A 24,794-nucleotide genomic window follows, 5' to 3' on the forward strand; every position below is an offset into this window, starting at 1 on the left:
CGGAGCGTCAGGCCGTGGGCGGCACGGCCGCGATGAAGTCGTTGCGCGCCGCGTCGGCGATCTTGCGCAGGAGCATGACGTCGAGCCCCGCACCGATGAAGCCACCCGCAACCGGGATGACGCGCGGGATGCGCGAGAGGAACTTGCGCCCGACCTGCGTGCCCAGGCGGAACGCGACGGACTTGTTGACGACCGCGAGCGCCGCCGGGGGAAGACGACGGGTCGCAACGTTCGTCGCGACACCGCCGCTGAACGCACCCATGCCCTTGAGAACCTGCGTGGCATCGGCGCCGATGAGGTCGAGCAGGATGGCCGAACGGACCGACTCGTCGCGCAGGTTGTGGCCGTACAGGTACGCGATGGAGGCCACCATGCGCGTGGCAACGGTGTAGAAGCCGACGATGTTGGCGGGCAGGGCCACGGGCATCGTGATGAAGCCACCGAGGTTGGTGACGAACCCGTTCGCACCCGCGAGCTTCGTGTGTGAACGCACGATGGCGTCGACCGCGGCTTCGCGTGAACCGTTCTTCTTCAACGCCTCGTCGGCCACCTTCGCCGCGGAGTCGAAGGTGGCGACGCCGTCGATGCCGGTGGAGATGAGGTGCTGGGCCAGGGAGTTGGCGGCGCGATCGAAGGTGCCGTTCGAGCCCTGAGCCGGCTCAATTTGCTTGTCGTCTTTGTCTTTACCGAATCCGAACATGGGCTGATCCTTGCAGCGCACCGATGGCTGGGCAACCGGTACCGCGAACGCGGGCCTCGTCAGTCGGCCTGGGGGCGATTCGGCGATCCGTCGGAGTCGTCCGAGTCGTCGGCGTGGCGAGCGGCGCCACGCTCGCCGCCGGGCGTGTCCTCGTTCTCGTCGCTGCCCGAACGCAGGAACTGCTCGAGTTCCTCGCCGATCTCGTCGGCGCTGGGCAGTTCGTTCATCTCAGCCGCGAGCAACGACCGGCGCCGGCGGCCCTCGGTGAACGTGTCGTACTGCTGCTCGAGGCCGGAGACCACCTCGGTGACCTCGTCGTTCTCCCCGACCTGCTTGGCGATGTCGGCCCGGTGCAACCCGGCGATGGCGGCCAGCTCCTGCGCCGGAATCGCGAGTCCGGTGAGCCCGGTGACGCACTCGAGAGCCGCGATGGCGGCGTCGCCGTACTCGACCTGCACCAGGTAGTGCGGCACGTGGACGGCGAATCCGGCCGTGTCGATGCCGGCCTCGGCGAGACGAATGTGGAGCAGCCCCTCGGCGCTGGCCGGGATCTGGACGTTGCCGAACAGCGGCTCGTTCTCGGTGAGGTAGCGCTGGTTCGAGGCGTAGCGCGTGAAGCCGATGGGACGCGTGTGCGGCACCGCCATCGGGATGCCGTGCGCGCTCACCATGAGGCTGACGCCGAACATCGAGGCGAGGATGCGCGTGGCCTCGGCGACGCGCTCCCACTGGTAGTCGGGCTCGGGGCCGGTGAGCAGGAGAAACGGCGTGCCCTCGGCGTCGATGACGCGGTAGAGCACGAGCGACGGGTCGTCGTACTCGCTGAAGCGGTCGCGGTCGAACGTCATGACCGGACGACGGCCGCGGTAGTCGAGCAGCTGGTCGAGGTCGAACGACGCGACGACCGTGTGCTCGAGGGTGCCGAGGATGTGCTGGGACATGAGCTTCTGAGCGAAGCCCGCATCGATGAAGCCGCCGAGGGCGACGACCATCGTGCTCGCACGCAGGTCGTGCGAGGTCGTGTCCGTCTCCAGACGAAACAGCTGAGCCGGGTCGAGCACTGGCCTCTCCTTCGATTCGATGTGCCCGTTGCAACGTCCCCGTCACACGGAAGATTCCCGCATCGCTGCGGGCGAACAACCGACTCGCGGGACGTTCAGTTCGCGGCCGCGTCCACGACGTGCTCGCCGTGGCCGGCGCTACGCAGGCTCTCGCGCAGCTTCTGCGCGTTGGCTGCGAGGATCTGCTGGTCCTGGCCGTGAACGACGTCGTGCGGGTCGAAGTCCGCAGGCGACTGCGTCGGCCACACGTGCAGGTGCAGGTGGGCCACCTCGTAGCCCTCCGCGAGCAGGCCGATGCGCTTGGCCGACCAGGCCTCCTGCTGCGCCTGCCCGATCTTCTGCGCCACGTCCATGAGGTGCGAGAGGGCCTGCGGGTCCGCGGCTGTCCACTCCTCGATCTCCTCGCGGGGTACGACGACGGTGTGCCCGTCGGTGATCGGGTCGATCACGAGAAAGGCCACGCACGTCTCGTCCTGCCAGACGAAGTGACCAGGGATGTTGCCGTCGATGATCTGCGTGAAGATGCTCGCCATGTCTCCAACCTAGAGGAGATCAGAGCGCTTCGGCAGCGTCCATCGCCTTGTAGATGCGCTGGGGCGAGACAGGATGAGCCGTGCCGAGGCGCTGCGCGAAGAGGCTCACACCGAGCTCCTCGATCATCCAGCGGATGTCGACGACGTCGGCGTCGGTGCGGCGTTCGGGGCGCAGCGCCGCGAGCATGCCCTCGTACTCGGCGCGGACGGTGGCGAGCTGGTCGGCTCGGTCGGCGTCCCGCGCGGTGTCGGTGACGCCCCTCGTCACGCGCTCGAGCAGCGCCCGGACGTAGACGTCGAGGCGCGGCAACCGAGCCATGCCGGTCTGCGCGACGAACCCCGGGTGGATGAGCGCGACGAGGTGGGCTGCGACGTCGTCGTGCAACGCCTTGGCAGCCGGCGACGTGAGTTTGCCCAGCGCGAGCTCCACCTCGTGCGCGTGCTCGAGCACCGGGGCGAGCTTCTCCGAGGCCTCGAGAACGAGCGGTGCCACCTGCTGACGGACCGTGCGCAGCGCCTCCTCGAACTGTTCGGGTGTGCGCACCTCGTGGTTCGGCATCCCCGCGACGACGGAGTCGACCGCCGCGGCGAGCACGTCGTCCATGAGCGCCGTCATCGAACCGTGCGGGTTGTTGCCCAGCGCCAGTTTCTGACGGTTCGACATCAGACCGAGGATCCGTTTCCACGGCACCTGGGTGTTGAGCAGCAGGAGTCGACGCGTGCCGAGGCGGCTCGCCTGCGTCGCTTCGGAGCGCGTTCCGAGCACCTCGACGGCCACGCTCTCGCCGTGATCGACGAGGGCCGGGTAGCCGGTGATGCGCTGGCGCCCCGTGGTCTTCGTGAAGGTGGACGGCAGGTCGTCGAGGGTCCAGGCGGTGAGGCCTTTTTTCTCGAGGTCGCCGGCGGCCTTGGACATCGACTGACGCAGACGCCCCGCGAGCGCGTCCTGAAGCTCGGCGAGGTTCTTGCCCTCACGCAGTCGTTTGCCCCGAGCGTCCTCCACCCTGAAGGTGACCTTGAGGTGATCGGGAAGGCGGTCGGTGTCCCAACTACCCTCGGGCACACGCACTTTGGCGAGGTCGAACAGGGCGTCGGCGAGCTCGTCGGTGAACGGACGCTCGCCCGCCGCGCCACCCGCGTCCATGAGTGCGAGCGCCCGGCGCGCATGATCCGGCGCGGGCACGAAGTTGCGGCGCACGTTCTTCGGCAGCGACTTCACAAGGGCGGTGGCGAGTTCCTCACGCATACCGGGCACGAGCCAGTCGAAGCCCTCGTCACTGACCTGGTTGAGTACCGGCAGTGGGATGTGAACGGTCAACCCGTCGGCGTCCGCGCCCGGGTCGAACTGGTACGTCAACCTCAGCTTGAGCTTCCCCTGGCGCCACGACTTCGGGTAGGCCGTCTCGTCCACGGCCTCCGCGTCGTCGGCGACGAGGAAGTCCTCGGTGAAGGTGAGGAGCTCGGGCTCGGTGCGCCGTTTCTCCTTCCACCACCTGTCGAAGTGCGCACCCGAGACAATGGATGCGGGCAGGCGCTCGTCGTAGAAGTCGAAGAGCGTGTCGTCGTCGACGACGAGATCGCGGCGGCGAGCGCGCGCTTCCAGATCGGCCACGCGGGCCATGAGGCGGGCGTTGTCCTTGAGGAACGCGTGCTGCGCATCCCAGTCACCCTCGACGAGAGCGTGACGGATGAACAGGTCCCGGGCCGTCTCGGGTTCGAGCGGTCCGAGCGCCACCCGGCGCCCGACGACGAGCGGGACGCCGTAGAGCGTGACGCGTTCGAGCGCGACGGCTGAAGCCCGCTTGCGCTCCCAGTGCGGCTCCGCGTGCGAACGCTTGACGAGATGCGCGCCGGCTTTCTCGACCCACAGCGGGTCGACGACGGCGTTGGTGCGCGCCCACATCCGGGTGGTCTCCACGAGTTCGCCCGCCATGACCCAGTCGGGCTGGCGGCGGAAGAGCGTCGATCCGGGCTGGATGGCGAAGCGCGCGTTGCGGGCACCGAGGTACTCACGCTTCTCCCGATCACGCACACCGACGTGACTGAGCAGTCCCGTGAGCAGCGCTTCGTGGATGGCGTTCTCGCTCGCGGCGTTGTCACTCATGAACAGCTTCGCCTGCTTGCAGGCCGCCTTGAGCTGCGCGTGCAGGTCCTGCCACTCCCGAAGGCGCAGATAGTGCAGGTACTCGCGCTTGGCGAGGCGGCGGAAGGCGCTCGAGGAGAGCTCCCGCTGTTGCTCACGCACGTAGTTCCACAGGTTGAGGTAGCCGAGGAAGTCGCTCGATTCGTGCTTGAACCGGGCGTGCTGCTGGTCGGCCTGGGCCTGCGCGTCGGCCGGTCGCTCCCGCGGATCCTGGATCGACATGGCAGCAACGATGATGAGCACCTCGCGCAGCGACCCGTTGGCCGCGGCGGCGACGAGCATCCGCCCCATGCGCGGGTCGACGGGCAGGCGCGCGAGGGTGCGGCCCGTCGGTGTGAGCTTCTTGCGCTGCCCGCTCGCCTTCGTGTCGAGCGCGTGCAGCTCCTCGAGGAGCGCCAGGCCGTCCTTGATCTGACGGGCGTCGGGCGCATCGACGAAGGGGAAGCGCGCGATGTCGCCGAGTCCGAGCGACGTCATCTGCAGGATGACGCTCGCGAGGTTGGTGCGCAGGATCTCCGGGTCGGTGAACTCCGGACGCGACTCGAAGTCCTCCTCCGAGTAGAGGCGGATGCAGATGCCGTCGGCCACACGTCCGCAGCGGCCGGCGCGCTGCCGGGCCGACGCCTGCGAGATCGGCTCGATGGGCAGCCGCTGGACCTTCGTGCGTTGGCTGTAGCGCGAGATGCGAGCCGTGCCGGTGTCGATGACGTAGCGGATGCCCGGCACCGTCAGGGATGTCTCGGCGACGTTCGTCGCAAGGACGATGCGTCGGCCGTTGTGCGGCGCGAACACCTTGTGCTGCTCGGCCGCGGAGAGTCGGGCGTAGAGCGGAACGATCTCGACGTCGTGCCGGGCGCGACCCCAGTTGGCGCCGCGCAAGGCGTCGGCTGCGTCGCGGATCTCACGCTCACCGGAGCAGAAGACGAGGATGTCCTGGCTCGAACCGTCGCCACTGCCGGAACGCCAGAGCTCCTGGGCGGCCTCGACGATGCCGGTGACCTGGTCGATGTCCTCGACCCTGGGCTCGTCCTTGGGTGACGAGGGCGCGATCTCGCGCACGAGTGGGCGGTAGCGCATCTCCACCGGAAACGTCCGCCCGGAGACTTCGATGATGGGCGCCGGGCCCTTGTCGCTGGCGAAGTGCTCCGCGAAGCGCTCCGGGTCGATCGTCGCCGACGTGATGATGACCTTGAGGTCGGGCCGGCGGGGAAGCAGCTGCTTGAGGTAGCCCAGGATGAAGTCGATGTTGAGGCTGCGCTCGTGCGCCTCGTCGATGATGAGGGTGTCGTACTGACGCAGGTCGCGGTCGCGCTGCATCTGCGACAGGAGGATGCCGTCGGTCATGACGCGCACACGCGTCTTCTTCGACGACTCGTCGACGAAGCGCACCTGGTACCCGACGACGTCACCGAGCTCGACCTCGAGTTCCTCGGCGAGACGTTCCGCGACCGAGCGGGCAGCGATGCGTCGTGGCTGCGTGTGCCCGATGGCGCCGCCGAGGCCGCGACCGAGTTCCAGGCAGAACTTCGGCAACTGGGTCGTCTTGCCCGATCCGGTCTCACCAGCGACGACGACGACCTGGTGGTCACGGATCGCCTCGATGATCTCCTCGCGAGCCTCGGCGACGGGCAGGTGCGCCGGGTAGTTGAGGACGAACGGAGCGCTCTCCTGCGCGTCAGCTGCGGGAGCCTCGGATACGGCGGACGGGGACGGATTCACTGAACTGGTCACAGTCCCTCCAGTCTCTCACGGCTCGGCAAGGCGATTTCGGTGGTCAACCCTGCGGGAGAACCGTCAGAGCACCGCTCAGTGCGCCGGTACCTCGAGGAACTTCGGGCGTCCCTTACGCGGATCGGCCAGGAGGTCGGCGAACGACTCGGTGTTGCGCGAGAGCGTGACGAGGAGGTCTCCACTCGGCGTCGCGAGTTCCGGATGCGCGAGCGGCTGGTAGGCGACGACGCCGTCACCTTGGGAGTACGGCTCGGCCACGGCCCGTTCGCCCCGCCAGGGACCCGACGGTGTGGGCGCGCTCCACACCCCGATGTTCTGCCCGAACTCACCGCCCTGCTTCGACACGAGCACGAAGCGCTCGCCACGGCGCACGACGGAGAAGGTCTGTGAGACACCCTCATGCGCGAGAAGGAACGGACGGGCAGCCCCCGCGTCGGTGACGAACGTGCGGCCGTTCCAGAACTGCCACTCCGGGCCGTCGGACAGCTGCGCGAGTCGGGTTCGCGCCACGTACGCGCCCTTTCCGGTGCTGCCCTTGGGCTGCTGGCTGCCGTAGACGTAGACCCAGCCCTCGTCGCCGACGAGCGCCGAACCCCAGTTGATCTGCTCGGCATCGGCGTTGTCGGGCGTCACGTCGAAACGGGTGACGGGTTGCGGCGCGCCGCCACGCTCGACGGCGTAGACGGCCATCGTCATGCCGCGGTAGGAGAAGTCGAAGAGGCCCTCCTTTCCCGGTTCGATCCGGGAGCACCCGACGAGGACGATGTCGGCACCGCGCATCGGCACCGTCATGGCGCTGTTGGGCCAGCACACACGGCGTCCCTCGAATCCGCCGATGACCGGGCCGTTTCCCGGAGCGCGCACCTCGTCGAAGCACCGCCCCGTCCCGACGAGCATGCTGTTGGCGACCACACGTGGGTTCGTGCCTTTCGCCCGTGTGGTGTCGCCGAAGATCCAGAGCACCCGTCCATCGCTGAGCGGGGTCGTCACTCCGACGTCGCCGCTGCGCCAGGTCGCGAGCGACAACGACGCCATGTCGCTTCCCCGCTCGGCGGCCGACGCCCGCGTGACTGCACGTTTCTCGGCGCTGCACTCGCTGCGCACGAGCGCGTTCGGTGCGGCCGCGAGCGCCTTGTCGGCCCTGTCGAGAAAGGGTCGCGACCCGATGCGATCGGTGGAATCGGGGACGCTGAGCGTACAGCCAGCGAAGGCGAGCGTGAGGCCGGTGGCCCCCACGAGTGCGACACGGCGACGTCGCACTCGTGTTGGCCTGCTCCGGCGCGGCGTCATCGTCAGGGAAGCAGCTGCGAGACGGCGTGGATGAAGAGGCCGACGAGGCCACCGACGACGGTGCCGTTGATGCGGATGAACTGCAGGTCGCGCCCGACGAACGTTTCGATGCGATCCGACGCGTCCTGGGCGTCCCAGCGCTCGACCGTCGAGGAGATGAGGGTCGTGATCTCGTGGCCGTAACTCGTGACGAAGCTGGCCGCGCCCGACTCGAGGCGTCGCTCCACGGTGGCGCGCAATGCCTCGTCGTGCTGGAGCCGGTCGCCGAGGGCGCGCAGGTGTTCGACCATCCGCTCGCGCAGGGCACCCTGCTCGTCGAGGAGCGCGTCAGTGAGCATGCGGCGTACCGACCCCCACAGGGCGATCGCCGAGTCGGCGACGCTCGGGTGGTCGAGGAAACGCTCCTTGATGTTCTCCGCCTGCTCCTGCGTACGCTCGTCGTGCTGCAGGTCGTGGGCGGCGCGGGCGAGGAAGGCGTCGATGGCCTTGCGCATGTTGTGGTTCGGGGTGTCGCGCACCTCGGCGAGCCACTTGACGATCTCGAGGTGGATGCGATCGACGACGGCGTCGTCGAGCCACTGCGGTGACCACCAGGGGGCCTTGGCGCCGACGATGCGGGAGACGGCTTCCTTGTTCTCGCTCACCCACACGTGCATCTCGGTGACACACACGTCGACGAAACCGTGGTGGGTGCCGTCGGCGACGATGCCCTCGAGCAGGTGGCCGGCGAGTTCACCGATGGGTTCGCGGCGCAGTCGCGGCAGGAGGACGGTGTCGAGGAAGTGGCGCACCTCGTCGTCGTCGAGGGTTTCGACGGCGCGACAGAGGGCCGGGGCCGCGTCGGCGACGACACGCTCCGCATTGCCGGGACGCTCGATCCACTCACCGAGCCGGCGTGGAATCTCGGCCTGACCGATACGTTCGGTGACGAGTTCGGGCGTGAGGAAGTTCGAGCCGACGAACTCCTCGAGGCTCTTGCCGAGCTGATCCTTGCGCGTCGGGATGATGGCGGTGTGCGGCACCTTGAGGCCGAGCGGGTGACGGAACAGCGCCGTCACGGCGAACCAGTCGGCGACGGCACCCACCATCGCGGCCTCGGAGGCGGCGTTGACATAGCCCCACACGCCGTCTCGGCCGTGCGTCAGGACGAAGACGAGCGCCGCGAACGCCAGCAGGCCCGTGGCCACGAAGCGCATGCGGCGCAGGGCGGCTCGGCGCTGTTCGTCGGATTCGGGAAGGGCGAGGCTCGTCGACACCCCGACAGAATAGCGAGCGTGCGTCAGGCGGCGAGACGCCTCACGGTATCGGCGAGGGAATCGAGCTGTTGCTGGATCTCGGGCCAGGTCTGTTCGAGGTCGATGTGGCGCGCGTGGACGTCGGTTCCGGTGCCGGGCATCCGGATGCGTGAGGCCGGACGGCGCGCCGCGTGGGCGTAGACGACGAGGGCGTTCGCGAGACCGAGGGACGAGGCCTGGACAACGACGGGGAAGAACGTGGCGGCGTCGTTCGCGATGGCCGTCATCGCCGAAGCGGCCGCTCCGCGGGATCGGGTGCCGGCCATGGCGCCGAACGATGGCGGCATTGCGCTGCGCTGCAGGGCGCGGGCCGTCACGTCGGAGGTGACGGCGTCCGGCGTGCCGAGGTGGTAGCAGGTGCCCAACACGAGCACCGGACCGCGCGGGCCACTGACGAGAACGTCGGCGTTGGCCTGCACCCCACTCGACTCCCCCGGGTCGAGCTGTTCGGTCTGTTCGACACGCAGCCCGGGCCACAGACGCGAGCGCAGCTCACCGGCCACGAAGCGCAGGAAGACGTACTCGACGTCGAGCAGGAACGCGTGCGCCTGCTGTACGCCCTCCTCGTGCCGGATGGCGAAACCGTCGAGCGCGAGACGCGCGAGGTCGAGCGCCTGTTCGTAGTGCTCGTTGAGTCGCGTGATGACGATGTCGGTTGCGCGCTCGGCGGCGGACGGCACGCCGACGCCCTCGAAGCGGGCGAGCAGTTCGACGGCTCGACGCCGAGTGGACGGCGACAAGCCGTGACCCGTGAGGATGACGCGCACCGCGGCGGCGAGGACGCGGTTCTCCTCGATGTCGGCCGTGAAGTCGTCGTAGCGGCACTCGGGCTGCGCAGCGGTCCACGGACGTCGGGCGATCTCCTCGACGAGCAGGCGCCCACGGATCGTGGCGAGTGGTTCCTGACGCGACTGGTAACCGTGCAGCAGGCCGCGACGGGTGGCCGCTTCGATGGCCCGCAGGACCGCGAGCGCTGACCCGTCGAGCAGTTCGTCACTCGCGAAACCGCTCGTGCCCTGCCCCCAGACGACCTCGTCGCCGAGGCCGGCCAGCATCGCGAAGAGCGAGTGCATCGGCGCGGCCGGAGTAATACGGATCTGCAGGCCCGGCACGCTGATCGATCCGACCCGTGACGTCGTCTCGAGGACGACCGTCTGCGGGTCGGCGGTGGCGAGCACCTTGACCTTGTCATCGGCGACGGCGAAGAGGGCGCTGCGTCCTTCGGCGCTCAGGCGGACCGGTGCGGAGCGGGCATGCTCACCGACGACGACCGTCTTCACCTGTTCGCCGGCCACCGCCTCGGTCATCCGCCGTCGCGCGCCGTGGCGCTGTCGGAAGCGGCCTCCGCACGAGCGGCTTCGCCGTGGCGCGCCTCGACGGCGTCCCACGTGAACGTGGCGAGCACATCCTCGCGGCCGTAGAGCTGGTCCTCGATGAACGGGTAGATGCCGTACTGCCACACCCGGCGCAGCTTCTCGTCGTCGAGATCGGTCGACATGAAATGGCTGTGACCGATCTGCAGGTGCGGGCCGCGCAGGATCTGACGCAGTTCGTCGTTCACGCGGTCGACGAGACCGGCCACCCACACGGGGCCGTCGTTCTCGGCGAGCCAGCGCGCGAGCAGTCCCTCCATCGGACCCTCGTGCGGCATGAACGGCAGGAAGTGGAAGCGACGACGCAGTGCCGCGTCGACGAGCGCGATGGACCGGTCGGCCGTGTTCATCGTGCCGATGAAGTACAGGTTCGCCGGCAGCTGGAAGCCTTCGTCGGGGCGGTAGCTCGTCATGACCGAGTGGGAGCGGTACTCGAGCAGGAAGAGCAGTTCACCGAAGACGCGCGGCAGGTTGGCGCGGTTGATCTCGTCGATGATCATGACGTGCGGCGTCGTCGGGTCGGCCTCGGCCGCCTCGGCGAGCAGCGCCAGCGGGCCCTTGCGCAGTTCGTAGACCATCGCGCCGCCGGCGTCGAGGCGCGGGCGATAGCCCTCGAAGAAGTCCTCGTAGGAGGTCGAGGGGTGGAACTGGACGATGGCGCGCTTGGCGGGGTCCGGCTGGAGCGCGGCGGCGAAGCGCTGAGCCATGAACGTCTTGCCGGTACCGGGCGGGCCGTAGAAGATGACCTGCTTCTTGTCCTTGAGCAGGCCGTCGATCTCGCGGACGAACTCCTCGTCGACGAGCAGGTCGGCGGCGGCCTCGGCGAGCAGGTCGCGCTCGGGGTCGATGCTCGACTCACCGGTGCGCAGCAGCCAGTGGGCGAACTGGGCCTGACCCCACGGATCGGCGGGCAGGAGGGGCTCGAGCTTGGCACGCAGGCGATCGCCCGCGAGGACGTGCAGGCGTCCGCGCGAGAGCTCACGGCGGCGCGGCAGCGACACGTCGAGGGCCTGCGCCATGGCCACCTTGCCATCGCGTCCGGCCATCGCGTAGACGGGCAAGTAGCGGTGCGGGTGCGCGATGGCGAGAAGCTTCATGACGACGGACTCGTCGAGTGCCACGTCGTCGGAGTTCGTGGGCGCGAGGGCCGCGTCGATGCGGTCGGCGTCGTCGCCTTCGCCCCACAGCAGGTGCGTCAGGGTGCGCGAGAGGTTCTCCAGGCCCTGCGCGTCGAGCGCGGCGAGGCGGGCGTCGAGGACCGAGTGCGTGCCGGTGGAGCCGTACGCTCCCCCGGCGATGATGCGCCGGAACGTCGCGAGGTCGAACGCCGCGAGCGCCTCGGGCTCCAACGACGCGGCGAACTCACGGCGTCGTTCGATGTGCCACTGGTCGCGCTCGGCCGGGTACGGACGCTCCGCGAGAAACGTGCGCAGGGCGACGGCGAGTTCCTCGTCGACGCCGGCGCCGCGTGTGTCGGCGCCACGCATGATGTCGACGAGCGGCATGAGACGGCGAACCGTCTCCTCGATCTCGTCGCCGAAGTCGATGCGTCCCACTCCTTCGGGATGCGGGAACCAGCGCCCCACGAAGACGTCGCCGCCCTCGTAGGTGTCGCCCGTCGGACGCAGACGGTCCGACGACGAGGTGGGCGCCACATGAATGAACTCGAGGCCTTCGGGTAGGGCACCGTCGAGGCGCGTGCCGAGCGCTTCGTGACGCGCGGAGCTCGAGGCGCCCTCCCACCCGGAGACCAGACCGACGGCGATGCCGGAGCGCGTGAGCCAGACCCGGATGCCGGGTGCGCCACCGCTGCTCGCAGGCAGCAGCCACGTCGTGTGCGAGTCACAGCGGTACGCGGCGCGTGCCGTCGTGTCGGTACGAGTCTGCAGGCTCGTCTCCGCGAGGTCGACGCCGGTGACACGCTCGAGCGCCTTGTGCAGGGTGCGCGCGACGAGAGCGGCGTGACCACGCAGCTGCAGCGCAAGGGATGCAGCGCGTGCCTCGTCCTCCGCGGCGGCGTAGCCGACACCGGGGGTGTACGTGGCGTGCAGGCGAGCGGCTTCCTCCGTGAGGGCGGGCAGTGCCTCGCCGAAGCCGACGAACGAGGGGTCGTCACCGAGGTGGCTAACGACGCGCTGGGCGACGTGCGATTGCCCGGGCGCGAAAGCGCGTGCGAGGTCGACGAACGCGACGTAGCGCTCCGCATGGGTGAGATGACGGCCCATCCACCCCAGGGTCTGGAACGTGTCCGATCCACCCGGCCACAGGATCGGCCAGTCGGCCTCCGTGTCCGTGGCCCACATGAGCGACAGCACCGACGGAATGCGTGAAAGGTCCGGGCCTGCTCCCCCCACCGTCTCCTCGACGAGACGGATCGCGGCCGTGGCTTCGTCGTAGGACGTGGGCGTGTCCAGCGCCCAGGCAAGTGCCGCCTCGAGTTCACTGCGTCGGCCCTCACAGTGGGCCACGACGCGCGGCAGCCAGTGCCGTGCCAGCGACACGGCAGCCGAGTACGGGCCGGGACGAGCGGCCCACTCCTCCAGACGGGACGTGAAGAGGTCGACGTCCGGCGAGCGCATCATCTCGGCGATGAACTCACGCGCCTCGCCGCACCGCACGGGAGCGAGGGCGTCGAGCTGGTGCCAGGACCCGACGAACACCGGATCCGCTTCGGCCCGAGCTCGCATGAGGTCGAACGTGCTCGCCCACCGGGCGAGGTCGAGCCGACGCTGAGCGGCTTCCGCTTCGTCAGGCTGCGGCGCGTGCACGTCCATCGATTACCTGTCGTCCGTTCGTCGTGAATGCTTCGTACGCGGCCTCGAGGTGAGGTCTCGTCACCGAGGCAGCGGAATCCATCCTACGTCGCAGCACGACATGGAACGCCCGTCCGACTCCTCCGGTCCTCGGGCGTTCCCCGGGCGCTTCGCCGCACGGCGGAAGGCCCGGGGCGCCTCGTCAGGCTCCTCAGTTGACGACGCGCAGACGGATCGTCTCCGGCATCGACCGCAGCTGGTCGAGCAGCGCCTCGGGCAGCTGGGAAACGACGTCGGTGACGACGTAGCCGCTCTCGGCCGAGGTGTCGAGCATCTGGCCCTCGATGTTGACGCCGTGCTCGGCGAGGATGCCGTTCATCCGGGCCAGGACGCCGGGGACGTTCTGGTGGAAGTGGATGAGGCGGTGCTGGCCGGGACGCTCGGGCAGGTTGAGCGAGGGCAGGTTGACGTTGAGCGTCGTCGAACCGCGCTGGATGTAGTCGCGCAGCTTCGCGGCGACGAAGCGACCGATGTCCTCCTGCGCCTCCTCGGTCGAGCCGCCGATGTGCGGGGTGAGGACGACGTTCGCGAGGCCCTGCAGGGGCGAGCTGAACAGTTCACCCTTCGACTTGGGCTCCTCGGGGAATACGTCGACGGCGGCACCGGCGATGTGGCCGGACTCGAGGTGCGTCTTGAGCGCGTCGTAGTCGACGACGAAGCCGCGCGAGAGGTTGAGGAACAGCGCCCGCGGACGCATGGCTGCGAACTGCTCGGCGCCGAAGAAGCCGGCGTTGCCGGAGCGACCGTCGACGTGGAGCGTGACGACCTCGGCGACCGACAGCAGCTCCTCAAGGGAGCTGCACCGCGTGGCGTTACCGAGCGCGAGCTTGTCGTCGGTGTCGTAGAAGTAGACCTTGAAACCGAGCATCTCGGCGACGACGGACAGCTGGGAACCGATGTTGCCGTACCCGACGATGCCGAGGCGGCGACCGCGCACCTCGTGGCTGCCCTTGGCGTCCTTGAACCAGACTCCGTCGTGCAGCGCGCGGTCCTTCTCGGTGAGACGGCGGGCCATGATGATGATTTCGGCGATGGCGAGCTCGACGACCGAGCGCGTGTTGGAGAACGGCGCGTTGAACACGACGACGCCCTTCTGCGCTGCCACGGCGAGGTCGATCTGGTTCGTGCCGATGCAGAAGGCTCCGATGGCCTCGAGGCTCGGCGCGTTCTCGAGGACGCGGGCCGTCACCTCGGTCTTGGAGCGGATGCCGAGCAGCTGAACACCCTCGAGCGCCTCGATGAGCTCGTCCTCGTCGAGAGCCCCGACGCGGGTCTCGACCTCGAAACCGGCATCACGGAGCAAGGACTCTCCGAGGGGGTGGACGTTCTCGAGCAGCAGTGCCTTCACAGGGAGAGTTCCTTTCCGGTGTGGCGGTTGCGCCCGCCAATGAGATCGCGGGCTGCTCACATCATGAGACAGCACCGAGCGTCGCGGACGCCGACGCATCTCACGACATAAGACGAGCGCGGGGCGTCGCCCCGAAGGACGACGCCCCGCACTCGATCAGGGCTGAGCGATCAGCTGCAGCCGGAGGTGCTTCCGCAGCCCTCGCAGACGTAGCAGGAGCCGGCGGGACGCATCTTCGTGCCGCAGGTCATGCACATCGGGGCGTCGGCTGCCTTGCCCTGGAACTTCTCCATGAGCTCGGCCGAACTGTGGATCTCGGAGCCGACCTCACGGGCGGAGGCCACACCGGAACCGGACTTTACCTCGTCGACGTGCTCCTCCGTGGAGGTGGCAGCTGCCGGACGCTCACCGCGTGCCGCCGCCGGGGCGACGGACTGCGAGTTGGACTCGGCGTCGAACGGCTCGTCGTCGCTCTCGATCGGCGTGTAGGAGCCGGTCTCGAGCTGGCGAGCGCGCTCCTCGGCCGTGTGGATGCCCATGAACGAACGCGTGTCGAAGTCGAGGTAGTCGAGCGCCAGGCGGCGGAAGACATAGTCCATGATCGACTGCGCCATACGCACGTCCGGGTCGTCCGTCATACCGGCCGGCTCGAAGCGCAGGTTCGTGAACTTCTCGACGAACGTCTCGAGCGGCACGCCGTACTGCAGGCCGATCGACACGGCGATGGAGAACGCGTCCATGACACCGGCGAGCGTCGAACCCTGCTTACCGAACTTGAGGAAAAGCTCACCGAGATCGCCGTTCTCGTACGTGCCGGCGGTGAGGTAACCCTCCGCGCCACCCACGGCGAACGACGTCGTCTGCGACGAGCGACGCTTCGGCAGGCGCTTGCGCACGGGGCGGTACTCGACGATCTTCTCGACCGGCGTCTCGGCGACGGTCTCCGTGGCCGTCGCGGGCTCGGAGCTCTTCTCGTTCTTGCCCGACGAGAGCGGCTGGCCGACCTTGCAGTTGTCACGGTAGACGGCGATGGCCTTGAGACCGAGCTTCCAACCCTCAAGGTGCACCTCGGCGATGTCCTCGACCGAGGCCGACTCCGGCAGGTTGACCGTCTTGGAGATAGCACCCGACAGGAACGGCTGGCAGGCGGCCATCATGCGGACGTGGCCCATCGGGGAGATGGAGCGCGCACCCATGGCGCAGTCGAAGACCTCGTAGTGCTCCGGCTTGAGGCCGGGAGCGTCGATGACGTGGCCCTTGTCGGCGATGTGCTCGACGATCGCCTCGATCTGCTCTTCCTGGTAGCCGAGCTTCTTCAGCGCGCGCGGAATCGTCTGGTTGACGATCTGCATCGAACCGCCGCCGACGAGCTTCTTGAACTTCACGAGCGAGAAGTCCGGCTCGATACCGGTGGTGTCGCAGTCCATCATGAAGCCGATGGTGCCGGTGGGCGCGAGGACGGAGGCCTGCGCGTTGCGGAAGCCGCCCTTCTCACCGTTCTCGACGACGTCGGCCCAGGCCTTCGTCGCGAGCGCGTGGATGTCGCTGGCCATGGCGCCCATGTCCTTGTGCGAGGCGAGCTCGTCGTTCGCGGCACGGTGCTTGCGCATGACGCGGTTGTGAGCGTCGGCGTTGCGGGCGTAACCGGCGTACGGTCCGACGACGGAAGCCATCTCGGCGGAGCGCTTGTAGGCGGCACCCGTGAGCAGCGACGTGATGGAACCGGCCAGCGCACGGCCGCCGTCCGAGTCGTAGCCGTGGCCGGTGGCCATGAGGAGCGCACCGAGGTTGGCGTAGCCGATGCCGAGCTGGCGGTAGTCGACCGTCGTCTTGCCGATGGACTCCGTCGGGAAGTCGGCGAAGCAGATGGAGATGTCCATCGCCGTGATGACGAGCTCGACGACCTTCTGGAAGGTGACGGCGTCGAACGTGTCGTCGTCCTTGAGGAACTTCAGGAGGTTGAGCGAGGCCAGGTTGCAGCTGGAGTTGTCGAGCGACATGTACTCCGAGCACGGGTTGGACGCCGTGATGCGGCCCGTCTCCGGGTTCGTGTGCCACGCGTTGATCGTGTCGTCGTACTGCACACCCGGGTCGGCGCACTCCCACGCGGCCTTGTTGATCTTGTCGAACAGCTCGCGGGCGTCGACCGACTCGATGACCTCACCCGTGTCACGGGCACGCAGGCCGAAGGTTGTGCCGTCCACGACGGCCTTCATGAACTCGTCGCTGACACGAACGGAGTTGTTCGCGTTCTGGTACTGCACGGAGACAATGTCGCGGCCACCGAGGTCCATATCGAAACCGGCATCACGCAGCGCACGGATCTTGTCCTCCTCGCGCGCCTTCGTCTCGATGAACTCCTCGATGTCCGGGTGGTCGACGTCGAGGACGACCATCTTGGCCGCACGACGCGTGGCGCCGCCGGACTTGATGGTGCCTGCCGAGGCGTCGGCGCCGCGCATGAACGAGACCGGGCCGGAGGCGGTGCCACCGGAGGACAGCAGCTCCTTCGAGGAACGGATACGCGAGAGGTTGAGGCCGGCACCGGAGCCGCCCTTAAAGATGAAGCCCTCTTCCTTGTACCAGTTGAGGATCGAGTCCATCGAGTCGTCGACGGACAGGATGAAGCACGCGCTGACCTGCTGCGGGCTCGCCGTACCCACGTTGAACCACACCGGCGAGTTGAACGAGAAGACCTGGTGCAGCAAGGCGTACGTGAGCTCGTGCTCGAAGATCTCGGCGTCGGCGTCGGACGCGAAGTAGCCGTTGTCCTTGCCGGCCTTCGTGTACGTGAGCACGACGCGGTCGATGAGCTGCCTGAGCGACTTCTCGCGAGCGTCCGACCCCAGCGCGCCACGGAAGTACTTCGTCGTGACGATGGTGGAGGCGTTGAGCGACCAGAAGTCGGGGAACTCGACACCACGCTGCTCGAAGATCGTCTCGCCGGTCTTCCAGTTCTGCTGGACGACGTCACGCAGCTCCCAGGTCACCGCGTCGTAGGGGTGGACGCCCGGGGTGGTGAAGATCCGCTCGATCGTGACGCCGTTGTTCCGGCGACCCGACTTGGCTCGAGCCTTCGTGGTCTCGGTCATGACCGCATGCCTCCTGGCACTTCTCGTGGGTTTGGTGTGGTGTGTCGTGAAGTAGGGGGTGAGCCGGTGGTGCTCAGCCGGCGTCGCGCAGAGCGTGCCTGCGCAGGTCGGCGACGGCGTCCTCGAAGTCAGTCAGTGACTCGAAGGCCTGGTAGACGGACGCGAACCGCAGGTACGCGACATGGTCGAGTTCGCGCAGCGGGCCGAGGATCTCGATGCCGACATCGTGGGCGTCGATCTCCGCAGCCCCCTTGGAGCGGATCGACTCCTCCACCTGCTGAGCGAGGACGGCGAGCTGATCGTCGGAAACCGGGCGGCCCTGGCAGGCCTTGCGCACGCCCGACATGACCTTGTCGCGAGAGAAGGGTTCGCTCACACCGGAGCGCTTGACGACCGTGAGGCTCGCGGTCTCGACGGTGGAGAAACGCTTGCCGCAGTCGGGGCACTGGCGGCGACGCTTGATGCAGGTGCCGTCCTCGGTCGAACGGGAGTCGACCACACGGGAGTCGGCGTTGCGGCAGAAGGGACAGTGCACGTGCCACGCCTCTCGATCGCAGGATTCCACCGCCTCGTGACGGTATGAACCCCAACACCGGCATCGCGGTAATTCTTCCGCAAACAACCACATGTTGGGGGCATTAGGGCGCCTATGCCCTACATCTAGGAATCCTAGGTTGCGTTGGCGACCGCTCGCAACCGTGTCGGCAAACCCGGCGCACCAACCCCAGCAATGACGCGGAAAAGATGTGCGGCTCGCCCCAGCGACACGCCGAGGGGGCCGCTCAGCCTGCCGGAACGAGAATTCGCTGGCCGGCCTGAACGTGCATCGAGCTCATGTTGTTGGCCTCCTGGATGGCCACGACACCACGGTCGTTACGCAGGGACGGCAGCTCACGAGCGGCGATCTGAGAAAGGGTCTCCCCGTCCTTCACCGTGACCGACGTCGCGCCACCGGCAGGGTTAGCTTCGGCCACGGCCTTGGCCGCAAGGAGGCCACCGCCGACGAGAACCAGAAGCGCCAGAAGGGCGGCGAAGCGACGGCGAGCGAGAACGGCACGACGCGTCAACGGGGCGCGCCGCGTGCTACGACCACCCTCAAGGGAATCGACGACCGCAGGCCCCGACGGAACGAGGTGCAGGTGACGACGGGGGCTCGGCGCGACCGCCGGGGCGTCCAGACTGGGCACAGCACTCATGTTCATTCCTCCTGACTCGGCGCGGATGCATCGAACATCCGTGCGATAGAACAACTGTACGACACAAACGTTCGAAAGCAAGGCCGTCGGCGGCGTGTTTCTCGTACATGTTTGCGAAAACTGTGTACGGTGGTGCCTACGTTGATCCCGAACGCTCACACCGAATCAGCGGCCACCGACAACCCCGGAATTCCGGGGAGAATCAGGGCTCCGCACCGAGGTCCGCGTCCGCGAGATCACTGTTTTCGTCGATGTGAGGAGACGCCATGGGTGAGGTCCACTCCATGAACAACCGCGCGAAGGGCAAACTGACCCCGCGCCAGCAGAAAGTGCTCACCGTCATCCGGCGCTCGGTCGACGAGCGCGGTTACCCGCCGAGTCTGCGCGAGATCGGTGAGGCCGTCGGGCTGACGAGCCCGAGCTCCGTCGCACACCAGCTCGCCACGCTCGAGCGCAAGGGTTACCTGCGTCGCGACCCCAACCGCCCTCGCGCCATGGAGGTCGTCTCTCCCGACGACGGCGCCGACACCCGCGGTTACCGCGGAGGCACCTCGGTGCGTGCAGCGTCCGAGAGCACGTACGACGAGACCGACTCGGGCAACGAGCGTCCGCAGGCCTCCTTCGTCCCCGTCGTCGGACGCATCGCCGCCGGCGGGCCGATCCTGGCCGAGCAGGCCGTCGAGGACGTGTTCCCCCTCCCCCGTCAGATCGTCGGTGACGGCGAACTGTTCCTGCTCAAGGTCGTCGGCGACTCGATGATCGAAGCCGCCATCTGCGACGGCGACTGGGTCGTCGTGCGCCAGCAGCCGGAGGCGTCCAACGGTGAGATCGTGGCTGCGCTGCTCGACGGCGAGGCCACCGTGAAGACGTTCAAGCGCACGAACGGCAAGACGTGGCTCCTGCCCGCGAACGAGAACTACGAGCCGATCGACGGCGACGAAGCCAGCATCATGGGCAAGGTCACGGCGGTGCTGCGCAGCGTCTGACTTTCGCCCACCCTCACGTCGTCGCGTTCGCCTCGGTCTGCACCTGCAGGCCGAGGCGTTCGCATGTCGCGGTGAGGGTGGCACCAAGCGGTTCGTGCAGCACGAGATCGGCGCGCTCCGAACCGCGCATGCTTCCCAGACCGACCAGGGCCACGGGCTTGCCCGACTTAAGCGCGGCCGAGACGAACCGGAAGCCCGACATCACCTTGAGCGAACTTCCGAGAACGAGAACCGCCCGTGACAGTTCGAGCTGCGCGTAGCAGTGCTCAACCGTCGCGGTGGGCACGCTCTCGCCGAACATCACGACGTCGGGCTTGACGACGAGCGAGCCGCAGTGCGGACATGCCACGAGGACGAAGGCATCCTGCGCACTCCGGGCAACCTCGGCGTCTCCGTCGGCCAACAGGGCCACGTCGCGCGGGAGGTTCGGGTTGGCGTCGCGGATGCGCCCCTGGAACTCCGCTCGATCCGAGCGGCTGCCGCACTCGACGCACTGCACCGAGGAGAGCGAACCGTGCAGTTCGAGGGCGTCCGCTCCGGAGGCCGCATGAAGACCGTCGACGTTCTGCGTCACGAGGTGTTGCACGAGACCTGCGCGCTGCAAGGCTGCAACAGCGTGGTGGCCGCCGTTGGGCCGAGCCGCGGCGAAACGTTCCCACCCGACGGCGCTGCGAACCCAGTAGCGTCGGCGCGCGTCGTCCCCGCTGAGGAACTGCTGGAACGTCATGGGAACCGTTCGGCGGGTGCCGTCAGGCTTGCGGTAGTCGGGAATGCCCGACTCGGTCGAGAGACCCGCCCCGGTGAGCACGAACAGGTCGCCCTGCGCGACGAACTCCGCCAACTCTGCAGTCACAGGTGGCCCCTCTCATACGACGATCGATAGAAACTACAACATCCGATAACGCCGGGTTATTCTCTACGGATGATCGACGCCGCCGGCCTTCGGGTCATGAAAGCCATTGCCCAGGAGGGTAGCTTCACCGCTGCCGCTGCTTCCCTGGGCTACTCCCAGCCTGCCGTGTCCCAGATGGTGCGCCGCTTGGAGGACAAGACGGGCACGGCTCTCGTCGAGCGCCTCGGACGTTCGGTGCGTCTGACCGAGGCGGGCCACGTGCTCGCCCGCACAGCCACTCCGGTGCTCGCCGCTCTCGAGGCGGCGGAGGGCGAAGTGGCCTCGATCGCCGGCCTGAGGGCGGGACGAGTGCGCCTCATGGCCTTCCCCTCGGCCTCGTCGACCGTCGTCCCACGAGCGCTGTCGCTCGTCAAGCAGCGCTACCCCGACGTTCAGGTCACCTTCGCGGAAGCGGAGCCGCCGGAGTCACTCGCGGCGCTTCGGGCGGGAGATTGCGATGTTGCAGTCGCGTTCTCCTACGACGGCGACGAGATCGCGGCACACGCGGAGGATCTCGAGGGGCTCACCACGCTCGACCTGCTCGAGGACGAGGTGCGCCTCGCCGTACCGGCCGATCACCCGTTTGCGGGAAGGGGCTCCGTGTCGATGGAGGAGCTCGAGTCCGCGTCGTGGATCGCCGGATGCCCGCGCTGCCGGGGCCACCTGCTCTCGCTCGCCACCTCGGCGGGTTACACCCCTGACGTCGCGTTCGAGACCGAGGACTACGTCACCGTGCTCGGACTCGTGGCCGAGGGGTTGGGCGTGGCCCTCATCCCGGAGCTCATCCTGCGTTCGACCCAGCACCCCCGCGTGGCCACCATCGCCATCGAGCCGGCGAGCCGTCGTTCGGTTCAGGCTGTCACCACGCCCGACCTCCAGCGTGTGCCGGCGGTCAAGGCCACCCTCGACGCGCTGCGGGAAGCAACCGACGCTCTGCCGAACCTGTAGCCGGTTCCCTCCGGCTCGCGAGTGGAATCTCCTACGACTCTCACCGGTGTCATCTCTGCGGTTCGACCGTGAGCGATCTACCGACGGGTACGACGTCGAGGTCTCCTGAAAGGTCCGTTCGGTAGACGGCTGTTCCGCTCTGGGCGAGTAACGACAGGAGCGATTCCTTCGGGTGTCCGTAATCGTTGCCCTCCCCCACCCCGATGAGGCCGACCCGCGCCGAAGCCGCCCGATAGAGCCCGGCACTCTGGTTCGCGCTGCCGTGGTGAGCGACCTTGACGAGGTCGTAGGGACGCGACGCTGCTCGGCGCGTCACCTCCCCGATGCACGCGGCCTGCGCCTCCCGTTCGACGTCGCCGAGCATGAGCGCATGCACGCTCGGCGTCGCCACATCGAGCACGAGGGAAGCATTGTTGACCGGCGAACCCGCCGCCAACGCTCGGCGCGGCCAGAGGACGTCGAGCACGGCGTCACCGACACGGACCTGCTGACCCGGTGCGAGGCGTTGCGCAACCTTCCCGTGACGGCGCAACACCTGCGTCGTCTGGGCATCGGCATCCCTCTCCCCTCGCCCACCACGAGGGCTCGAGCTGTGGCTCGTCAGCCACGTCACGAAGACCTCGACCGACGGCTGCCGCTCGAGTACGGCCCCGAGACCATCGACGTGGTCGGCATGCAGGTGAGTGAGCACGACGGCGTCCACGCGCGTCACGCCGTGACGATCGAGGCACCCGGTGACGTCGCCTTCCTCGGGTCCGGTGTCGACGAGGATCGCCGCCTGCTCGCCGGTGCGTACCAAGGCGGCATCTCCCTGCCCGACGTCGCACTGGGCATACAGCCACCCCGGATCTGCGCGTCCCTCCCCGGGGATCGGAAGCCACAGGGCCGCGGGGACGAGCGCCACCAACGTGACGGATGCCCATCCTCGAAGGCCGAGCCACGGGACGATTCGCCACCCGAACAGGAGCGCCGCGAGGAGGATGACGGCCAGCACGATGCCAGGCGCTCCGCTCGGCCACGGCAACGAGCCCCCTGGCACGGACGCGGCGACGTGCGCAATCGTGGAAATGGCCCAGGCGGGAAGACCCGCCGCCCACACGAGCAGATCGGCCAGAGCCGGGACGAGTGGCGCCACGAGCAGAACGACCATCCCCGCGAGCGTGGCCGGTGCGACAAAGGGCTCCGCGAGAACGTTCGCCGGCAGGGAAACGAGCGACACGGCACCACTCAGCGCCACGAGGATGGGCAAGCACAGCGCCTGGGCGGCGACGGGAATGAGACACAGTTCGATTGCGTGGGTCAGCTTCGACGACGGCGTTTGCGGCAACCGTTCCGTCAGGGCGTTCGCCCATCGCTTCGCGAAGAGCACGAGGCCGAGCGTGGCGAGCGCCGAGAGCGCGAACCCCGCACTCACGGCGAGCCACGGATCCCACATGAGGAGCAGCGTGATGGCCGCCCCGAGCGCCGGGCAGGCAGCTTTCGGTCTGCCCCACGACGTGCCGAGCAAGCCGACGATGCCCATCGCTCCGGCACGGACAACGCTCGGATCCGGATGGCACACGAGCACGTAGAGGAGGACGACAAGAAGAGCCACCACTGTGCGGGCGCGCCGACGCAGACCACACCAGGACAGACACCACGACGCCGCGACGAGCACGATGGTGACGTTCGACCCGCTCACCGCGTTGAGGTGCGACATGCCCGTGACGCTCATGTCGTCGTTCAACTCGGTCGAGATCGCGGCGACGTCACCGACGACGAGAGCCGGCACGAGGCCGCGCGGGTCGTCCGGGAGGTTTCGAGCCGCGTGCGACAGACCCCGGCGCAAGACTTCGAGTTGTGCGATGACCGGTGGCGACCCGTCAAGGACATGAGGTCCACCGCGCGCCACGAGCAGCGCCTGGGCAGACCCGAGCCGTTCCGAGGGCGCGAGTCTGCCCTTCACATCGAGCCGAGCTCTCCACGGCACGGTCCGCCACCGCCCGTCACCGATCAGGACGACCGGCGTCGCCACGTCGACCCGCGTTCCGCGGGCCTGGACTCGGTGCACGGTGAGGGGAACGAGATACCGCGTCTCCGCAGCGCCCGGCCCCTTAGGTTCAAGGGCGCGGGGTTGCCCCGTGACGACGGCCTCGAACGTTCCGCTGGCTCGTTCGGCCGCCAACTCGGCGAGCGGCCCCTGACGTTGGTGAGCGAGTTGTCCTCCGGCCGCCGTGGCGATCAGCGCCGTGACGACCGCACAGAAGGCAACGCCCACGACGAGCGCGCGCCGAACCCGCGACAGGAACAGCGCTCCCCCCAGCGCTGCGGCGGCGAGCGCCACCACGACGACCTCGGTGGCCGAGGCTCGTAGTGCGAGCAACACGGCGAGCACGCCCCAGCCACAACATGCCGCGCCGAGCAGCCGGAGGTCGTGCTCGCTCCTCACACCGTGACCTTGGAGCGCAGCCGCTCCAGGGCCTTGTCACCGATGCCGCTGACCTCACCCAACTCCTCGACGCTCGAGAATCGGCCGTGTTCCGTGCGCCAGTCGAGGATTCTCTGCGCGAGGACCGGCCCCACTCCGGGCAGGGTGTCGAGCGCGGCCGCGTCGGCCGTGTTGAGATTGACGAGGGCGGACGCCCCTGCAGAGGCCCCCGGGGTTCCCGGTGTGATGGCCGCTGCACCCGCTGACGGTTGACCACCCGCCGGAGCCGCGGGCGGGCTGGGAACCGGCGGGGACTCCCCCGGCCTCGGCACGATGACCTGCTCTCCGTCGGCGAGTGGCCGCGCGAGATTGATGCCGGAAGCATCGGCTCCCTTCAGCCCACCGGCTGCCCTGACGGCGTCCTCGACCCTGGCGCCCGGTGTGACCGTGACGACGCCGGGAGTGCGCACCGCCCCGACGACGTGGATATTGAGCACCGAGGGCGACGCCGCAGCGGCGGGGGTGGCCGCTGTCGAGGCAGCGTTCGTGGGCGCCGCGGCAGCGCCCGATGGGGTGCTCGACACTGTGGCACGACCCGCGACCTGCAGCGGTTTGGCTGAAGAGCCAGTTGCGGCGCTCGATGTGTCCGGCGTGAGCATGACACGCACACCGAAGACGAGAGCAGCGAGCAGTGCACACAGTGCAACCACGACAACGGCCGTGCGTGACGGCGCCCAGCGAGCCTCGTCGAGCGGAGCAGGAGGGCGGATGAGCCGTCGGGGCGTGCGCTCCGGCTCAGGGGTCCACGCGGGTTCACGACGTGCCCGTTCGATCTCCGCGAGCACTTCGTCGAGCCGGTCGTCGCTGTCGTGTCGAGTCGTCATGGCGTGACGCTACGAAGGCCTCCGGAGTGAACACCATCCTGCGCCGCTTGAGCCTGTGGAAGCGCCTGCAGCGACAGTTCGGGGGCATGCGCAGGCATCACG

At 68.4% G+C, this 24,794-nt stretch carries 17 protein-coding genes; 2 read left to right on the forward strand and 15 right to left on the reverse strand.

Annotated features, from left to right (window positions below; genetic code table 11):
* Positions 1-7 precede the first annotated feature (7 nt).
* The 12 genes from IM689_RS09320 to IM689_RS09375 form a co-directional block, all read right to left on the reverse strand.
* Complete coding sequence (locus IM689_RS09320) at positions 8-700, reverse strand: EcsC family protein (protein WP_193643765.1); 693 nt, start codon at positions 698-700, stop codon at positions 8-10.
* A gap of 59 nt (positions 701-759) precedes the next feature.
* Positions 760-1,761, reverse strand: a complete 1,002-nt coding sequence (locus IM689_RS09325) for a PAC2 family protein (protein WP_193643766.1) — start codon at positions 1,759-1,761, stop codon at positions 760-762.
* Between the two features lie 95 nt (positions 1,762-1,856).
* The gene (locus IM689_RS09330; protein ID WP_193643767.1) at positions 1,857-2,294 is read right to left on the reverse strand and encodes an HIT family protein; all 438 of its coding nucleotides are present in this window, start codon (positions 2,292-2,294) and stop codon (positions 1,857-1,859) included.
* 19 nt (positions 2,295-2,313) lie between these two features.
* A complete protein-coding gene (gene hrpA / locus IM689_RS09335) occupies positions 2,314-6,168 on the reverse strand; it encodes an ATP-dependent RNA helicase HrpA (RefSeq protein ID WP_193643768.1) in 3,855 nt (1,284 codons plus the stop codon).
* Between the two features lie 75 nt (positions 6,169-6,243).
* Entirely contained in the window at positions 6,244-7,203 is a 960-nt protein-coding gene (locus IM689_RS09340; RefSeq protein ID WP_193643769.1) for a DUF4185 domain-containing protein, read from the reverse strand.
* A 257-nt stretch (positions 7,204-7,460) separates the two neighbouring features.
* The gene (locus IM689_RS09345) at positions 7,461-8,714 is read right to left on the reverse strand and encodes a DUF445 domain-containing protein (protein WP_047311420.1); all 1,254 of its coding nucleotides are present in this window, start codon (positions 8,712-8,714) and stop codon (positions 7,461-7,463) included.
* Between the two features lie 23 nt (positions 8,715-8,737).
* Positions 8,738-10,060 carry an McrC family protein gene (locus IM689_RS09350; protein ID WP_193643770.1) on the reverse strand — a complete coding sequence of 441 codons (1,323 nt, stop codon included), beginning with the start codon at positions 10,058-10,060 and terminating at the stop codon, positions 8,738-8,740.
* Complete coding sequence (locus IM689_RS09355; RefSeq protein ID WP_193643771.1) at positions 10,057-12,900, reverse strand: McrB family protein; 2,844 nt, start codon at positions 12,898-12,900, stop codon at positions 10,057-10,059. Before IM689_RS09355 ends, IM689_RS09350 begins: the two co-directional genes overlap by 4 nt.
* Positions 12,901-13,090: 190 nt before the next feature.
* Complete coding sequence (gene serA, locus IM689_RS09360) at positions 13,091-14,287, reverse strand: phosphoglycerate dehydrogenase (protein ID WP_319803850.1); 1,197 nt, start codon at positions 14,285-14,287, stop codon at positions 13,091-13,093.
* Positions 14,288-14,457: 170 nt separating this feature from the next.
* Positions 14,458-17,379: a vitamin B12-dependent ribonucleotide reductase gene (locus IM689_RS09365; protein ID WP_193643773.1), complete on the reverse strand. Its 2,922-nt coding sequence runs from the start codon at positions 17,377-17,379 to the stop codon at positions 14,458-14,460.
* A gap of 73 nt (positions 17,380-17,452) precedes the next feature.
* Entirely contained in the window at positions 17,453-17,914 is a 462-nt protein-coding gene (gene nrdR, locus IM689_RS09370; protein ID WP_047311683.1) for a transcriptional regulator NrdR, read from the reverse strand.
* A gap of 247 nt (positions 17,915-18,161) precedes the next feature.
* Positions 18,162-18,575 (reverse strand): LysM peptidoglycan-binding domain-containing protein, encoded by a 414-nt coding sequence (locus IM689_RS09375; RefSeq protein WP_193643774.1) that lies wholly within the window; start codon positions 18,573-18,575, stop codon positions 18,162-18,164.
* Between the two features lie 266 nt (positions 18,576-18,841).
* On the opposite strand from IM689_RS09375, the gene lexA reads away from it, so the two are divergent.
* Positions 18,842-19,561 (forward strand): transcriptional repressor LexA, encoded by a 720-nt coding sequence (gene lexA, locus IM689_RS09380; RefSeq protein WP_047311416.1) that lies wholly within the window; start codon positions 18,842-18,844, stop codon positions 19,559-19,561.
* Between the two features lie 13 nt (positions 19,562-19,574).
* Here lexA and IM689_RS09385 read toward each other — a convergent pair whose 3' ends face one another.
* A complete protein-coding gene (locus IM689_RS09385; RefSeq protein ID WP_193643775.1) occupies positions 19,575-20,414 on the reverse strand; it encodes a Sir2 family NAD-dependent protein deacetylase in 840 nt (279 codons plus the stop codon).
* A gap of 69 nt (positions 20,415-20,483) precedes the next feature.
* On the opposite strand from IM689_RS09385, the gene IM689_RS09390 reads away from it, so the two are divergent.
* Positions 20,484-21,401: a LysR family transcriptional regulator gene (locus IM689_RS09390; RefSeq protein WP_129662984.1), complete on the forward strand. Its 918-nt coding sequence runs from the start codon at positions 20,484-20,486 to the stop codon at positions 21,399-21,401.
* A 49-nt stretch (positions 21,402-21,450) separates the two neighbouring features.
* Here IM689_RS09390 and IM689_RS09395 read toward each other — a convergent pair whose 3' ends face one another.
* Together IM689_RS09395 and IM689_RS09400 are read right to left on the reverse strand one after the other, a co-directional pair.
* Entirely contained in the window at positions 21,451-23,829 is a 2,379-nt protein-coding gene (locus IM689_RS09395; protein ID WP_193643776.1) for a ComEC/Rec2 family competence protein, read from the reverse strand.
* Positions 23,826-24,692 carry a ComEA family DNA-binding protein gene (locus IM689_RS09400; protein ID WP_227484669.1) on the reverse strand — a complete coding sequence of 289 codons (867 nt, stop codon included), beginning with the start codon at positions 24,690-24,692 and terminating at the stop codon, positions 23,826-23,828. Before IM689_RS09400 ends, IM689_RS09395 begins: the two co-directional genes overlap by 4 nt.
* Between the last annotated feature and the right edge of the window lie 102 nt (positions 24,693-24,794).

The sequence above is a fragment of the Dermacoccus barathri genome (genome assembly GCF_015070805.1).
Lineage (GTDB): Bacteria > Actinomycetota > Actinomycetes > Actinomycetales > Dermatophilaceae > Dermacoccus > Dermacoccus abyssi.